Annotated in this window: 9 protein-coding genes; 2 read left to right on the plus strand and 7 right to left on the minus strand. The window is 66.7% G+C overall.

Translation table 11 applies throughout. The features are described 5' to 3' along the window. Positions 1 to 499: 499 nt before the first annotated feature. Genes AC50X9_RS11765 through AC50X9_RS11775 form a run of 3 tightly spaced genes read right to left on the minus strand, consistent with a single transcriptional unit; the run spans position 500 to position 8059 of the window. Entirely contained in the window at positions 500 to 4210 is a 3711-nt protein-coding gene (locus tag AC50X9_RS11765; protein WP_494893780.1) for a 1,4-alpha-glucan branching enzyme, read from the minus strand. A 1-nt stretch (position 4211) separates the two neighbouring features. Further along, entirely contained in the window at positions 4212 to 6008 is a 1797-nt protein-coding gene (gene treS / locus AC50X9_RS11770) for a maltose alpha-D-glucosyltransferase (protein ID WP_494893781.1), read from the minus strand. Then, positions 6005 to 8059, minus strand: coding sequence for an alpha-1,4-glucan--maltose-1-phosphate maltosyltransferase (locus tag AC50X9_RS11775; RefSeq protein ID WP_494893782.1), 2055 nt, complete (start codon positions 8057 to 8059; stop codon positions 6005 to 6007). The genes treS and AC50X9_RS11775 overlap by 4 nt, the downstream gene beginning before the upstream one ends. Before the next feature lie 169 nt (positions 8060 to 8228). On the opposite strand from AC50X9_RS11775, the gene glgP reads away from it, so the two are divergent. Then, positions 8229 to 10847: an alpha-glucan family phosphorylase gene (glgP, locus tag AC50X9_RS11780; RefSeq protein ID WP_494893784.1), complete on the plus strand. Its 2619-nt coding sequence runs from the start codon at positions 8229 to 8231 to the stop codon at positions 10845 to 10847. A 152-nt stretch (positions 10848 to 10999) separates the two neighbouring features. Here the strand turns inward: glgP and AC50X9_RS11785 are convergent, their stop codons facing one another. Genes AC50X9_RS11785 through glgX form a run of 3 tightly spaced genes read right to left on the minus strand, consistent with a single transcriptional unit; the run spans position 11000 to position 14027 of the window. After that, entirely contained in the window at positions 11000 to 11356 is a 357-nt protein-coding gene (locus tag AC50X9_RS11785; RefSeq protein ID WP_494893786.1) for a barstar family protein, read from the minus strand. 7 nt (positions 11357 to 11363) lie between these two features. Then, entirely contained in the window at positions 11364 to 11882 is a 519-nt protein-coding gene (locus AC50X9_RS11790; protein WP_494893788.1) for a guanyl-specific ribonuclease, read from the minus strand. A 30-nt stretch (positions 11883 to 11912) separates the two neighbouring features. Beyond that, complete coding sequence (gene glgX / locus AC50X9_RS11795) at positions 11913 to 14027, minus strand: glycogen debranching protein GlgX (protein ID WP_494893790.1); 2115 nt, start codon at positions 14025 to 14027, stop codon at positions 11913 to 11915. A 117-nt stretch (positions 14028 to 14144) separates the two neighbouring features. Here glgX and AC50X9_RS11800 point away from each other — a divergent pair, with 117 nt between their 5' ends. Continuing rightward, on the plus strand, positions 14145 to 14948 hold the full coding sequence (locus tag AC50X9_RS11800) for a carbon-nitrogen hydrolase family protein (protein ID WP_494893792.1): 804 nt from the start codon (positions 14145 to 14147) through the stop codon (positions 14946 to 14948). Between the two features lie 453 nt (positions 14949 to 15401). Here AC50X9_RS11800 and rlmB read toward each other — a convergent pair whose 3' ends face one another. Next, positions 15402 to 16388, minus strand: coding sequence for a 23S rRNA (guanosine(2251)-2'-O)-methyltransferase RlmB (rlmB, locus tag AC50X9_RS11805; protein WP_494893794.1), 987 nt, complete (start codon positions 16386 to 16388; stop codon positions 15402 to 15404). Between the last annotated feature and the right edge of the window lie 114 nt (positions 16389 to 16502).

Consider the following 16502-nt stretch of genomic DNA (forward strand, 5'->3'; position numbering starts at 1 on the left):
AAGTAAAACAGACACAACCAACACCCCCGGGAAAACGGGACATGCCAGCTGCACAAAATTTGAAACCAGCTGTAAAAACCAGACCACACCACGGGGTGGCGGATCCAGTCAATTCAACCAATTCAATACAATAAATTGGTATCAACAAACTTGGCACACTATTGAGTTCTCAAACAACAGACACACCCGGCACCACCACAACCACAGGTCGCAGATCGCTCCGGAGCAACTTCACAAACTTACCGGGCCGCTTCACCCTTGNGGGCCGCTTCACCCTTGTCAAATCGGTGCCCCGACCCGTTCTCGCCGTGAGGCTTCTGGGTCTTGGTGGCCGTTCAACTCCGGGGAGCAGCGCGGAAATAAACTCTACCACCACTTTGCCCCGCTGACAAAAGCAGCCTGACGGCCCTCCTGCCGGGCACCAAAAAGCCCGGAATCGCGCGGATTCCGGGCTTTTCGGGGAAGCCTGGGCTGCCCGATCCGTCTTGCTTGCCGCTCGTTACCCCAAAGGGGTGAAGTACGCGGCGCCCAGCGGCGGCAGCGTGACGGTAAGCGTGGCCGGCTGGCCGTCGATCTCGAGGTCAGCCGCCGTCAGCTTGCCTTCGTTCAGGACACCGGATCCGCCGTACGCTTCCGCGTCGGTGTTCAGCAGTTCCCGCCATTCCCCTGCTGCGGGAACGCCGAGACGGAAGTCGGCGTGCGGGGCACCCGAGAAGTTGAATGCGCACACGACAGGGCTGCCTTGGGCGTCCCGGCGGATGAACGTCAGGACATTGCGGTTTGAATCCCCGCCGTTGATCCACTGGAAGCCAGCGGGATCATTGTCCTGTTCGTAGAGCGCCGGCGTGGCGCTGTACACCTCATTGAGATCCTTGGTCAGCAGCTGCAGCCCGCGGTGCGCCGGGGTCTCGGCCAGCCACCAGTCCAGGCCGTGCTGTTCGGACCATTCGGCCTCCTGGCCGAATTCGGTGCCCATGAAGATCAGCTGCTTGCCCGGGTGCGCCCACTGGTAACCAAGGAACGCACGCAAGTTCGCCAGCTGCTGCCAGCGGTCCCCCGGCATCTTCCGCAGCATCGAGCCCTTGCCGTGCACGACCTCGTCGTGGCTGATCGGCAGCAGGAAGTTCTCCGTGTAGGCGTACACCATCGAGAAGGTGACGGTGCCGTGGTGCCACCGGCGGTTGATCGGTTCTTCCGACATGTACTTGAGCGTGTCGTGCATCCAGCCCATGTTCCATTTGATGCCGAAGCCCAGGCCGCCCTTGCTGGTGGGCGCCGTGACACCCGGGAACGCGGTTGATTCCTCGGCGATCATGACTGCACCGGGGTGGGTCTTGTAGACCGTGGCGTTGACTTCCTGCAGGAAGGAAATGGCCTCGAGGTTCTCCCGCCCGCCGAAGCGGTTAGGCTGCCACTGGCCTGCCTCGCGGGAGTAGTCGAGATAGAGCATCGAGGCAACGGCGTCCACCCTCAGGCCGTCGATGTGGAATTCGTCGAGCCAGTACAGCGCGTTCGCGACCAGGAAGTTGCGGACCTCCCGCCGGCCGAAGTCGAAGATCAGGGTTCCCCAGTCCGGGTGTTCGCCCAGGTTGGGGTCGGCGTGCTCGTACAGGGCCTCACCGTCGAACCGCGCCAGCGCCCACTCATCCTTGGGGAAGTGCGCCGGCACCCAGTCCAGCAGGACGCCGATGCCGGCCTGGTGAAGTTCATCCACGAGGTACCGGAATTCGTCGGGATGGCCGAAGCGCGAGGTCGGGGCGAAGTAGGACGTGACCTGGTAGCCCCAGGAGCCGCCGAACGGGTGCTCCGCGACCGGCATGAACTCCACGTGGGTGAAGCCGAGCCACTTGACGTACTCGACCAGTTCCTTGGCCAGCTCGCGGTAGCTGAGACCGACCTTCCACGATCCAAGGTGCACTTCGTAGACACTCATCGGCGAGTTGTGCGGATCCCGTCCGGCCCGCGTTTCCATCCATTCCGCATCCTTGAACGCGTAGGAGGGCTCCACGACGCGCGACGCCGTCAGCGGCGGAACCTCGGTGCCGAAGGCCAGCGGATCCGCCTTCTCCACCCAGTAACCGTGCTTGGTCCGGACTTCAAATTTGTAGCACGCCCCTGCTAAAACGCCGGGGATGAACAGTTCCCAGACCCCGGAGGAGCCGAGGGAACGCATCGAGTGCTGCCGGCCATCCCAGCCGTTGAAATCGCCCTTGACCCGGACGGACTGGGCGTTTGGCGCCCAGACGGCGAAGGACACGCCGTCGACGTCGCCCAGAGCCGACTTGTAGTGCTGGACGTGCGCGCCGAGCACATCCCAGAGGCGCTCGTGACGGCCTTCACCGATCAGGTGCAGGTCCAGTTCGCCAATCGTGGGCAGGTAACGGTAGGGATCGTCGGCCGGCTGCGGCGCCAGGCCCTTGTAGCTCACTTCCAGCCGGTAATCCGGCACGTGGCCGCTTTCCAGCGGCTCCAGCACGGCAACCCATACGCCGCCGGACTCGTGCTCCATCGGGTACGTTCCGGCTGCGGTCACAACGGAGACTGCTTCGGCGAGGTGTTTGACCGTGCGGATGGTGACGTGTCCGTGGTCGTCCAGGTGCGCCCCCAGAACGGAGTGCGGCGCGTGGTGTTCCCCGGCGGCGACCCGCGCCAGGGTATCCGCGTCCACCGGGAGCGGACTTCCGGGACTATCGATACGGGCTGAACCTGTCATTTTGATACCTTCCGCTGCGGCTTCGGCGGGGTCGCCGGAACCTGTACTTCCGAGGAGACGACGTGACGAATGGACCGGAATGGAGAGCCAGTCCGGCCTGTTGCGTAGTTCGTAGATGACTTCGTAGAGCGCTTTGTCGAGCCAAAGCGCAACGAAGAGGGGCGAATCGCGGTCGATGCCGCCGGGGATGACACCTGCGTACCCGGCCAGGAAGGCCTCGGCGCAGTCGTCCACCCAGGTGGCCGGGACGTTGGCCTCCGGGTGCTCGCGGATTGCGGCGCCGGCGGCGTAGTCAAAGGACCGCAGCATTCCGACGACATCCCGCAACGGGACATCCGGGGAGTTCCGCTCCGAGATCGGCCGGAGTGGCTCCCCCTCGAAGTCGAGGATGGCCCAGCGCGGCGCTTCCCCGGCGCCGCCCGAAACCTGCAGGATCTGGCCGAGGTGCAGGTCGCCATGGATCCGTTGCAGGGGCCCGGCGCTGCTGCCGTCGAGGCGCTGCAGGAGCCTGTCCAGCGCTTCACCGTAAGGCCCGACGGCGGCTCCGGCCTGCGCCCAGGACTGCCGCACCCGCTGGGCCACACCGGGAGCAATGTCGCCGCCCGGGACGGACTCGGAGGCGACGCCGAGCGTCTGGGCCAGGCGGCGGTGCACCGTGGCGGTGGCGGCGCCGAGCGCGTAGGCCTCGGCGGCGAAGCTCCGGCCGATGGTTGCGGCGTCGACGGCCAGCCGCCAGGCATCCAGCCCGCCGGCGAGAAATTCGTGCGCCACGGCCAGTTCGCCGTGCGCGCGCCGGGCGGCGCCCGGCTCCCCGGCAGGGGTCTCCCATTCACCGGTGACCCAGCCAAGGGTTGCGGGCACCTCAGTGGTGCCCCCTGCCGTCAGGGCAGCTCCGATTTCCACTTCGGGGTTCTGCCCGTCGGAGAGAACCCGGAAGAATTTCAGGATCGCGGCTGATTCGCCGTCATCGATGACCACCGAACTGTTGGATTGCTCCCCGGTGAGGACCTTCACGACGCCGGTCGCCCGGGGCAGGCGGTAGCCGGACTCAACGAGGTGGCCGGACGCGTTCCCGGACGGGCTGCCGCCGCGGAGCCGGATGAGTTCCAGCCACGCCGCGATGAACGCCGGGTCGTGGACGCCGTCGTAAATCCACCGGGCTTCGGGCCCGCCGCCGGCGTCGGCGGCCGCACCGGCGGGGCCTGCTCCGGAGAGCTGGCCGATCAGCGCTGCATCGGCCCCGGCGAGGGGCGAGCGGCGGATGCTGAGCGGGACCTGGACGACGTCGGTCCGGGAGCCGTCCGGCGTCGGGTAGCTCACGGCCAGCAGCAGTACCTCGAGTTCGGCTGCGTCGGGCAAGCCGGGACCGCTCCCGAGGCTCAGTCCCCCGGCGGGCTCGAAGCTGAACGCCGCGCTCTTGACGGGGAACCAGCGCTGGCGCGGAAGCCAGTCGCCGAGCAGGCCGCTCAGGGCGGGGGTAAGCGTGGGTCGGGTCATGTCAGCCTTCGATGGACAGGATAGGCATGGCCTGGGTGTAGGGCGACGCGGGGTTGGAGGCGGCCGAGCGGATCCTCAGCCAGAAAAAGTCGTGGCTGCCCAGGGTCAGCGTCAGGGTGCCGTCCTCCGAGATCCCGGGGAACGCCTGCCCGCCGAACACGTCCCTCAGGCCCCGGCCCGCGAACCGCGGCACCCGCAGGGTGGTGGCGACAGGGTGCTGGGAGAGGTTAAAGGCACACAGGATGGTCTCGCTCTCCTCGCCGGCCGAGTTGCCCTCCGGCAACTCCCGCAGGTAGGCGAGGACCACGTCGTGGTCGGCCTCCACATGCTCGAACCCGCCCAGCCCAAAGGCCGGGTGGTTCTTCCGCACGCTCAGGATCTGCCGGGTCCAGCGCAGCAGCGACCCCGAGTGGGCAGCCTCCGCCTCAACATTGGCCATGCTGTAGTTGTAGACCAGCGACTGGATCACCGGAAGGTACAGCTTGCCGGGGTCCGCGCTGGAGAACCCGGCGTTGCGGTCCGGGTTCCACTGCATCGGGGTCCGGACGGCGTCGCGGTCCTCGAGCCAGATGTTGTCTCCCATGCCGATCTCGTCCCCGTAGTACAGGAACGGGCTGCCGGGCAGCGAGAGCAGCAGGGCGTTGATGAGTTCAATCTCGGAGCGGGAATTGTCCAGCAGCGGCGCCAGCCGCCGACGGATACCGATGTTGGCCCGCATGCGCGGGTCCGGCGCGTACCAGCCGAGCATGGCCGCCCGTTCGTCGGCGGTGACCATTTCCAGCGTGAGCTCGTCGTGGTTGCGCAGGAAAGTGCCCCACTGGGCGCCTTCGGGAATTGCCGGGGTGTCCTTCATCGTCTCGATGATGGGTGCGGCCTTCTGGTCCCGCAGCGCATAGTACAGCCGGGGCATAATCGGGAAGTGGAACGCCATGTGGCATTCCGGTTCCGCTTCGGTGCCGAAGTATTCGACCACTTCAGCGGGCGGCTGGTTGGCCTCCGCGATGATCACGCGGCCCGGGTAGTTGTCGTCGACCATCTTGCGCAGTTTCCGCAGGAATTCGTGGGTCTGCGGCAGGTTTTCGCAGTTGGTGCCCTCTTCTTCGAAGAGGTACGGGATGGCGTCGGCGCGGAAGCCGTCGATCCCCTGGTCCAGCCAGAACCGGACGACGTCGAAGAGGGCGTCGATGACCTTGGGGTTCTCGAAGTTCAGGTCCGGCTGGTGGCTGAAGAAGCGGTGCCAGAAGAACTGGCGCCGGATCGGGTCGAAGGTCCAGTTGGATTCCTCGGTGTCCACGAAGATGATACGCGCATCCTCGTACTTCTCGTCCGTGTCGCTCCAGACGTAGAAGTCGCCAAACGGACCCTCCGGGTCCTTGCGCGACTCCTGGAACCAGGGGTGCTGGTCGGAGGTGTGGTTCAGCGGCAGGTCGATGATGACCCGCACGCCGCGGGCGTGGGCTTCCGCAACGAGACGCTTGAAATCGCTGATGGTGCCGAATTCGTCCAGCACGGAGTTGTAGTCCGAGATGTCGTAGCCGCCGTCCCGGAGCGGGGACTGGAAGAAGGGCGGGAGCCAGAGGCAGTCGACGCCGAGCCACTGCAGGTAGTCCAGCTTCTCGATCAGGCCGTGGAAGTCGCCCGAGCCGTCACCGTTACCGTCGGCGAACCCGCGGACCAGCACTTCGTAGAAGACCGCCTTGCGGTACCAGTGCGGATCGTGCTGGAGGCCGGGCGCGTTCAGTTCAAAGGACCCCTTCGGGCTGAAGTGCTGGTTGGGATTGGTCGGGCTGAAACTCACGCGTGCTGCCTCCGGATGCTAAGAATGTGTGCGGGTTCGACATGGGCGTCCAATCGAACGTAGTTGTACTCCCCCCATTCCCAGCTTTCGCCGGTCAACAGATCATCCACCATGAACCGGCCATTGTGCGTGAGGTTCTCCGGGTCCAGTTCCAGCGCCGCCAGATCCAGCGTCACGGTACTCTCGCGGATGCCGTGCGGATCCACGTTGACGACGATGATCAGGGTGTCCTTCGTGCCGTCGGGGAGGGTCTTGTGCTTCGAATAGACGACGGTGGCATTGTCCGTGCTCTCGTGCACCGTCAGGTTCTGCAGATCCCCCAGGGCGGGGTGGGCGTGCCGGATCGCGTTGAGCCGGGTGATGTAGGGGGCCAGCGTGCGGCCGGATTCGGTGGCCGCGTCCCAGTCACGGGCCTTGTACTCGAACTTCTCGTTGTCGATGTATTCCTCGGCGCCGGGCCGGGCCACGTGCTCGTAGAGTTCGAAGCCGGCGTAGACGCCCCAGATGGGGCTCGCGGTGGCGGCCAGCGCGGCCCGGATCTTGAACGCGGCCGGCCCGCCGTACTGCAGGAATTCGGTCAGGATGTCCGGGGTGTTGACGAAGAAGTTCGGCCGGAAGTAGGCCGGGGATTCGTGGCTGACTTCCTGGAAGTACTCCTCCAGCTCCTCCTTGGTGTTCCGCCAGGTGAAGTACGTGTAGGACTGCTGGAAGCCGGCCCGGCCCAGTGCGTGCATCATGGCCGGGCGGGTGAACGCCTCGGCGAGGAAGACGACGTCGGGGTGCTTCATGTTGACCTTGCCGATCAGCCATTCCCAGAACCACACCGGTTTGGTGTGCGGGTTGTCAACGCGGAAGATCTTGACGCCGTGGCTCACCCAAAGGAAGACAATGCGCAGGATCTCGTTGGAGAGGCCGGCGGGATCGTTGTCGAAGTTGAGCGGGAAGATGTCCTGGTACTTTTTCGGCGGGTTCTCGGCGTAGGCGATGCTGCCGTCGACCCGGGTGGTGAACCACTCGGGGTGGCTTTCGACCCAGGGGTGGTCCGGGGCGGCCTGCAGCGCCAGGTCCAGGGCCACTTCCAGCCCCAGCTGTCCGGCCCGCGCCACAAATGCGTCGAAGTCCTCAAAGGTGCCCAGGTCCGGGTGGATGGCGTCGTGGCCGCCTTCCTTGGCCCCGATGGCCCACGGCGAGCCGGGATCGTGCGGTCCGGCCAGCAGGGTGTTGTTCGGGCCCTTGCGGTGCTGGATGCCGATCGGGTGGATCGGCGGCATGTAAATGATGTCGAAACCCATCGCCGCGACGGCATCGAGACGCCTGGCTGCGGTCCGGAAGTTCCCGGAGGTCCACTCGCCGGTTTCATGGTTGCGCACGGCACCCTCTGACCGCGGGAAAAACTCGTACCAGGCGCCCCGGCCGGCGAGTTCGCGCTCCACCAGCAGCGGGTACGGCTCGGACACGGTGACCTGTTCCCGGATCGGCTGGCGCTCGACGACGGCGGTCACCTCCGGGCTGAACCCGGCGGCGAGGCGTTCCTCGACGGACTTGCCGGCGTCGTTGAGCCCGACGACGGCCATCCGGAGCGTCCGCCGGTCGGCGGACGGGCGGGAGGGGTCCTCGGACGCTTCGGCGAGCAGCGCGGCGCCCTCGGCCAGCATCAGTTCGACGTCGATGCCGGCTTCCACCTTGACCTCGGCGTTGTGGTGCCAGGTCCCGTAGCTGTCATGCCAGGCCTCGATCACGAAGGACCAGGCGCCGGTGGCGGACGGGGTCAGGAGTCCTTCCCAGCGGTCGGTTCCCTGGCCGCGGGGGCCCCGGGGCGGTGCGAGACGGACGCGCTGGCGTTCCTTCCCGCGCGGATCGAGCAGGACGGCGCTCACCCCGAGCCGGTCGTGGCCTTCGCGGAAAGCGGTGGCACCCACCACCAGGGTTTCTCCCACCGTGGCCTTGGCGGGGAACTTCCCGCCGTCGACTGCGGGCTGCACGGCGGTGATCGGAAACCGGCCAAAATGGAGACCCTCCGTGATCAGAGCCTTCGGCTTTTGCTTGGACATGGCACTGCTTCGCGAGTTAGTCGTCACAGCCTCGACGTTAGCGACAAATTGGCGAGATTGCTAAGCCTGCTCCGTTTTTCCGGAGGTTTTCCGGACCCCGGTCCGTCATTTACGCAAATGCGACTGGAAGCCGTGACGAGCCCGCCAGTTGTCGGTTAGTGTTTCGCAGGTGAAGGCAATCCGCAGATTTACCGTCCGAACCGTCCTCCCCGAGTCCATCCGGCCGCTGGCCCGCTTGGCCACCAACCTCCGGTGGTCCTGGCACCGGCCCACACGGGAGCTGTTCAAGGGCCTCAACCCGAAGATCTGGGCCGAAAGCGACCACGACCCGGTGAGCTTCCTCGGCCTGGTCAGCCGCGAGGAGCTGCAGCGGCTCGCCGCCGACCTGGACGTGGTGCGCCGGGTCCACGCCGCTGCCGAGGACCTCGACCGGTACCTCGAACAGCCCCGCTGGTACCAGAGCCTCGGCGACGGCGCACCGGCGTGCATCGCCTACTTCTCCCCGGAATTCGGCATCACCGAAGTGCTGCCGCAGTACTCGGGGGGCCTCGGCATCCTCGCCGGCGACCACCTGAAAGCGGCTTCGGACCTGGGCGTGCCGCTGATCGGCGTCGGACTGCTGTATCAGGCCGGCTATTTCAAGCAGTCCCTGTCCCGCGACGCCTGGCAGCAGGAAACCTATCCGGTCCTGGATCCGGACGGGCTGCCGCTGACCCTGCTCCGCGAGGCCTCCGCCGACGGCAACGGCAAGCCCGTCCAGATCTCCCTGCCACTCCCCAACGGACGGCGGCTGCTCGCGCATGTCTGGCGGGCCGACGTCGGGCGTGTTCCGCTTCTGCTGCTTGACTCCAACGTTCCGGGCAACGACGAAGCCGCGCGCGGCATCACGGACCGGCTGTACGGCGGCGGCGGCGACCACCGCCTTCAGCAGGAGCTGCTGCTCGGCATGGGCGGGGTCAAGGCCCTGCGTGCGTTCCAGAAAATCACCGGCAGCCCCGCGCCGGAAGTGTTCCACACCAACGAAGGCCACGCCGGTTTCCTCGGGGTCGAGCGGATCCAGGAACTGATGGCCGCCGACGAGCCGCTGAGCTGGGAGGAAGCCCTGGCCGCGGGCCGCGCCTCGACTGTCTTCACGACCCACACCCCGGTCCCGGCCGGCATCGACCGTTTTGAAGTCTCGCAGATCCAGCACTTCTTCGACGCCGGGCTGGCCCCCAACGTGCCGGTGGGCAAGATCCTGAGCCTCGGACGCGAGGACTACACCGACGGCAACCCGTTCGTGTTCAACATGGCGGTAATGGGCCTGCGGCTGGCGCAGCGCGCCAACGGCGTGGCCAAACTGCACGGCGTGGTGTCCCGCGGAATGTTCTCCGCGCTGTGGCCGGGATTCGACCACTCGGAAGTGCCCATCACGTCCGTCACCAATGGCGTGCACGTGCCGACCTGGGTGGACCCGCGGGTGTCCGCACTGGCACGGGACCAGTTCGGCGCCGACGCGGAAACGCAGGGCCGCTGGGACCTCGCCTACAACGTCAGCGACGAGGATGTCTGGTCCCTGCGCCGGGAGATGCGCATGTCCCTCGTTGAGGACGTCCGGCGCCGCCTCCGCGCCGCCTGGAAGAAGCGCGGGGCGGCCGACGCCGAGCTCGCGTGGACCGATTCCGTGCTGGACCCTGATGTCCTGACCATCGGCTTCGCCCGGCGTGTGCCGACCTACAAGCGGCTCACGCTGATGCTGCGCGAGCCCGACCGGCTCAAGGCCCTGCTGCTGCACAAGACGCACCCGATTCAGCTGGTTATCGCGGGCAAGTCGCACCCGGCGGACGACGCGGGCAAGAAGATGATCCAGGACCTCGTCCGGTTCACCGACGACCCGGCCGTGCGGCACCGGATCGTGTTCCTGCCCAACTACGACATCGCCATGGCGCGGACCCTGTTCCCGGGGTGCGATGTGTGGCTGAACAACCCGCTGCGTCCGCTCGAGGCGTGCGGAACCTCGGGCATGAAGGCAGCCCTGAACGGATCGCTCAACCTCTCCGTGCTCGACGGCTGGTGGGATGAGATGTTCGACGGCGAGAACGGCTGGGCGATTCCGACCGCCAACAACGACGCATCGCCCGAGGAACGCGATGACATCGAGGCGGCCGCGCTGTACGAGCTGCTGGAGAAGCAGGTCGCCCCGCGCTTCTACGGGCTTACGGTGTCCGACGGCGCCGGCGCGGCAGGGCCCTCGCAGCCCGGCCGGCAGGCGGTCCCCACGCACTGGGTGTCGATGATCAAGCACACCATGTCGCACCTGGGCCCGGCCGTCTCCGCCGACCGGATGCTCAAGGACTACGTCAACGTCCTGTACCGGCCGGCCGCCGTCGCCGGCCGCCGGGCCGGACAGGACAATTTCGCCGAGGCCAAGGCCCTCGCGGCCTGGATTTCCCGGATCCGAGCCGCGTGGCCGCAGATCCAGGTGGAGCATGTGGACTCGGTCGGCGTCTCGGAGGACCCGCAGATCGGCGACATCCTCCAGGTCAACGCCTACGTGGCGCTGCACGATCTCACCCCGGACGATGTGTCCGTAGAGGTGGCATACGGCAGGGCGGAGGACAGCGACGAACTGGCCGACATCACGGTGGCGGAGCTGAAGGCGGCCGAAGACCTTGGCAGGGGCCGGCACCTTTTCAGCGGCACCCTGGTGATCGACCGCTCCGGTTCCTTCGGGTACACCGTCCGGGTGCTCCCCAAGCACGACGCCCTCGCGTCCAAGGCGGAACTGGGCCTGATCGTCAACGCCTGAGCCGCAGGCAGCCGGCGCTGGCGGCATGCGGCTGGCGAGGGCAGCTGGCGCCAGTTGCCAGCTTGCTGGCGCACCAGCCATCAACAGCGCCGCACCCCGGATGGCCGGGGCGCGGCGCTGTGGTTTGTTCCGGCGCTTGTTTTAGTGCCCGGCTACAGGCAGACGGCGATGACGGCCAGGTTCTTGCCGGCGTACCGCTCGGCGTCCTGCAGGATTTCGCAGACGACGCCGAAGGACCGGTCGGAACGGAAGGCGGCCGGGACCTCCCAAATGAAGGTGATCGGGGTCTGGCCGTCGTCGGCGACCGCGTCGGCGAAGTCATGCAGCGAGTCGTTGAGGGCGTCGAGGTTCACGCCGTAGTCCGGCGGGAAGTCCAGCGTCTCGGCGAACGTTTCGAGGACGCTGCGTTTGGTGTCGGCGGCGGGAATCAACACGGCGCGCCGTCCGGCGTCGGCCACGAGCGCCTGCAGTTCCTCGTTGGTCCAGGTGTCCGCGGAGTAAATTTTCAAGGGTTCCCTACTTGCCTTCGACGATGAATTTGAACGAGTTGTAGTGGTCCGGAGTGTAGTACTTTTCGCCGGCTTGGCCGGCCACGATCCGGCGGGCTCCGCGGTCCGATTCACCCGGGGTTTTGACCGTGTATTCCTTGTAGTAGCCGGAGGATTTCCGCGGAAGAATCCGCTCGAAATTTCCAAACGTGACGTCATCCCGGGTATAGGGATACGGGCCGCCCCGGGCGATGAGCGCCAGGGTCTCGCGGGCTTCGGCGGGAAGCTCGGAGGCCCTGACCTCCGGCAGCCCGGACTGGTTGGCAATGGCGCGCGGCGGGGCCGGGGCGGGCGCAGCAGGCTCCGCGGTGCTGGGCTGGGCCCGGCCCGGCTGTGCTGCCGGGCCCGTTGCGGCGGTGCTGCTGCCGGAACTGGTGGTTCCGGCCCCGGGCGGGGTTCCCGTCGTCGGGACACCTGCCAGGACGAACGCCAGCACTGCGAGTGCGGCCAGCAGGGCAAGCAGGGCCGTCAGCCGCTGGACCTTCATTGTGAGTTTCCTTCTGAATCCAAGGCCGGGCTAGGTGCGGTAGATGCTGATGGAATTGGCCTGCACGACGTCCCGTTCCCCGGAAGCGACCCGGACGCCCTGGCGCAGGTCGTGGAGCCCGGAGGTGGTCAGGCGCAGTTCGAAGAGCCGGTTGCCGGTCCCGTCCTCATTGCTGAGCCGCGGCAGCGTGACCTTGACGTCCCTGGCGTCGCCGTTGACCACGACGAGGCCGTCCATGTGGCCGTCGTCGGAACCGAGCAGGAGCTGCACCACCCGGTACCCCGGATCCTGCCAGCGCTCTCCGGCCATCGGCTCGCCATGTTCGTCGAACCAGTGGAAGTACGACTGCAGTTCGCGCGTCGGGTAATCATGCGGCTGACCGGCCAGGAATTCCTTGCGGGCCCGGATCACTCGCTTAGTGGTGCGGAGCATGGAGTGTGATTCGGGAGTGCTGGTCCAGTCGATCCAGTTGATGGGGTTGTCCTGGCAGTAGGCGTTGTTGTTGCCCTGCTGGGTCCGGGCGATCTCGTCGCCGGCGGTGATCATCGGAACGCCCTGGGAAATCATCAGCGAAGCCATCAGGTTGCGGCTGGACTGCGCACGTTTGGCCAGGATGTCCTCGTCCTCCGTGGGACCCTCGAAGCCGTGGTTGTAGCTGCGGTTGTCTCCGTGGCCGTCACGGTTCTGTTCGCCGTTGGCCTCGTTGTGCTTGCGGTCGTAGGACACGAGGTCAGCCAGGGTGAAGCCGTCATGGGCGGTGACGAAGTTGAGCGAAGCGAGCCGGGACCGGCCGGATGGCTCAAACAGGCGCGCGGAACCGGAGAGCGCGTCCGCCAGACGCGCCACCGAGCCGCCCTGCCCGCCGGCGTCGATCGCGGCGCGGTCCGCAAGCCAAAAGCTGCGGACGGCGTCGCGGAAGTGATCGTTCCAGTCCACCCAGCCCGCCGGGAAACGGCCGGTCTGCCAGCCGCCGTAACCGACGTCCCAGGGCTCGGCGATGAGCTTCGTCGCGGACAGCACCGGATCGGCTCCGACCGCGACCAGGAACGGGTGCCGCGGATCGAACTCGTTGGCAGCGTTCCGCGCCAGCGTCACCGCAAGGTCGAAGCGGAAGCCGTCGATGTGGAACTCCGTCACCCAGTACCGCAGCGAATCCAGCACCAGCTGCACCACGCGGGGATCACCGAAGTTTAGGCTGTTGCCGCATCCGGTGGTGTCCACGTATCTGCCGTGGCCGTCATTGCGGTAGTACGTCATCTCGCCGAGGCCACGGAAGCTGAGCGCCCGGCCGTCCCTGCCGCCCTCGGCCGTGTGGTTGTAGACGACGTCCAGGATGACTTCGATGCCAGCGGCGTGCAGGAGTTTGACCATGCCCTTGAACTCGTCCTGGACGGCCTGGGCGCCCGCAGCCTGAGCTGCCTGCGTGGCGTAGCCGGGGTGCAGGGCGAAGAACGCGGCCGTGTTGTAGCCCCAGTAGTTGGTCATTCCGAGATTCTGCAGGTGTGGTTCGTCCACGTGGAAGTGCACCGGAAGGAGCTGGACGGCGGTAATGCCCAGCGCGATCAAGTGCTCGATCATGGCCGGGTGCGCCAGCCCGGCATAGGTGCCCTGGAGGTGCTCGGGAACGTCCGGGTGGAGCTTGGTCTGGCCGCGGACGTGGGCCTCGTAGATGATCGTGTTGCGCCACGGAATCCTGGGACCGCGGTCGTGGCCCCAGTCGAAGCCGCTGTGCACCCTGACGCTTGTAATGAAATCCTCGCGCTCGTCCACGGCGCGGCCGTAGGGGTCCAGCAGCAGCGGCTGCTCACCGCCGGCGTCGAAATCCGGGGCGGGCATGGACAGCGGGAGGGCCTCGTGGTCCGGGGTGGCCCGGAAACCGTAGCGCGAACCGGTCGGGATGCCTTCGACGATGCCGTGGTGCACGCCGTCGGACACGTTTGGCAGGGTCTTCAACTGCCAGGTGCCGCCGGGAGCCTGATAGGCGATCTCCAGGGTCGTCACTCCCGGCGCGTAGACAGCGACATTAGCTAAGGCACCCCGAGGATCGTCCATTGCCGGCGAACCGGTGTTCGGATCGCTGAGTCCCAGCGGAAACGCACGCGAGGCGTCTACGGTGGAAGCTGTGTCTACGTAGGGCATAACCATTGCTTAAAGTTTAGCGGGACCGAACAAATAGCCCCTGATTCCGTTTTCCTGACGAAGTGCAGTTTACGGAATGGCGGCGTTGCATACTGGAACCGGCGCCAAAATTTGGAGGTAATTGTGCGGATTGCACTCGCTCAAATCATTACCGGACGCGATCTAGCCGGAAATCTTGCCCTCGTGGAGGACTATGCGGCCCGCGCCAGGGCCGGCGGCGCTGAGCTGGTGGTGTTCCCCGAGGCCACGATGCGGGCCTTCGGTAACTCGCTGCTGGACATCGCGGAACCGCTGGACGGCCCATGGGCTGCCCGGGTGCGCACCATTGCGGCGGAACAGGACATCGTGATCGTCGCGGGCATGTTCACACCCGGTGCCGCGGGCGACGGCGCCAAAGTGCGCAACACGCTGCTGGTCACCGGCAGCGGGGTGGAGGCCAGCTATGACAAGATCCACCTCTTCGATGCCTTTGGTTTCGCGGAATCGGACACCGTGGACGCCGGGACGGAGCCCGTCACCTTTGAGTTCGACGGCGTGACGTTCGGCTTGGCCACCTGCTACGACATCCGTTTCCCGGACCTGTTCACCGAGAACGCGGACCGCGGCGCCGAGGTGAACATTGTGTGCGCCTCCTGGGGCTCCGGTCCCGGCAAAGCCGAGCAGTGGAAGCTCCTGGCCCGCGCCCGTGCCGCGGATTCCACCACGCTGGTCCTGGCCTGCGGCCAGGGCGACCCGGCCAGCCAGGGACTCCAGTCCAAGGGCGCGGCGCCCACCGGCGTCGGGCACTCCCTTGTCGTGTCACCTTTCGGTGAGGTCCTGGAGGAGCTCGACGGCGCCCCGGGGCTGCTGTTCGCCGACCTGGACCCCGCCGTCGTCGAGGAAGCCCGCGCCAAGCTCCCGGTCCTCGCCAACCGCCACAAGTTCTAAGCCTGCCACGGGGCTTGCCTTGGCGGCTTTCGCGGACGCCAGCGCCTTGCCGTCACTCTGACGCGGCGCTTTCAGCCTGGCGACGCGCGGCTTCCCTGACGCGTCCGAATACCCGTAGCGCCAGAAGAGCTTGCGCGTCACAGGAACGTTTGCGCGTCGCAGGAGAGGGGCTGCGCGCTTCCAGGAACGTTGGCGCGTCCTGTCTAGCGCTCCACGCAAGACCCCGGCGCCCGCCTGAACATCCGGCACCGCGCCCCAAGGTACGTCAGGCCAGAACCGCTCCCCTGATGCCGCGGATTAAATGCCTACGCTCCCCCACGAGACGTGAGGGAGCGTATGGGCATTGCGCGCCAAAAGTGCGGGAGCGCTTGGGCATTGCGCGCCAAAAGTGCGGGAGCGTATGGGCATTGCGCGCCAAAAGTGCGGGAGCGTCAGAGCCGTAACTTGCGGGGACTACTTGGCGGAGCGCTGCCGGGAGATCTCGTAGAGGGAGATGCCGACGGCCATGGAGGCGTTGAGCGACTCCATTGCGGAGTCGATCGGGATTGAAACGATCTGGTCGCAGTTTTCGCGGACCAGGCGGCTGAGGCCCTTGCCCTCGGAACCAACGACGAGGCAGACCGGCTCGGTGGCCAGGGCGAGGTCGGGCAGCGAAACGTCGCCGTCGCCGTCGAGCCCCAGAACATAGATGCCCATGTTCTTGAAGGCCTTCAGCGTGTTGTTCAGGTTGGCTGCGCGTGCCACCGGAACGCGGACGGCTGCGCCGGCGCTGGTCTTCCAGGCCGAGGCGGTGACGCCGACGGAGCGGCGCTCCGGCACGATGACGCCGTGGCCGCTGAAGGCCGAGACCGAGCGGATGATGGCGCCAAGGTTGCGCGGATCGGTGATGCCGTCGAGCGCGACGAAGAGCGGCGCATTGCTGACGTGGCCCTTCTTCCAGCTCTCAAGGGTCTCCTCGGCCAGCTCGAAGGCGTCCTGGTATTCGTACGGCGGGATCTGCAGCACAAGGCCCTGGTGGATGGCGTCGTCGGTCATCCGGTCCAGCTCGGGCTTGCCGGTTTCGAGCAGCGGGATGCCCCGTTCGGCGGCCAGCTTGAGGGACTCCTTGACCCGGTCGTCCATCTCGATGCGGATGGCGACGTGCAGGGCCTTGGCCGGGATGCCGGCGCGCAGTGCCTCGACCACGGAGTTGCGTCCGGTGACGACTTCCTCGGTGGCACGGCCCTTGGGGCCGGAGCGTGCGCCGGCGCTGCGCGGGGCGCCCGGCCGTTTGGCTGCGGAGCGTTCCGCGAGCTGCTTGTTCTTGTGAGCCTTGTGGTAGGGACGGTCCTCCGCCTTGGGAGTCGGGCCCTTGCCTTCGAGAGCCTTGCGGCCGTGACCGCCGGTTCCGACGCTGGGGCCCTTCTTCATTTTGACCGACCGGCGACCGTTGTTGGCCATAAGTTTCACCCTTTTAGATACGCGATTCGTTAATAAGTCTGAACTCCAGTCTACTGACTCGGGTTAAATCCTGAACCGCAGGGTCAGCCGGGGCCCAATCCGGGCGCCGGAATG

This window comes from Pseudarthrobacter sp. HLT1-3 (genome assembly GCF_059383535.1).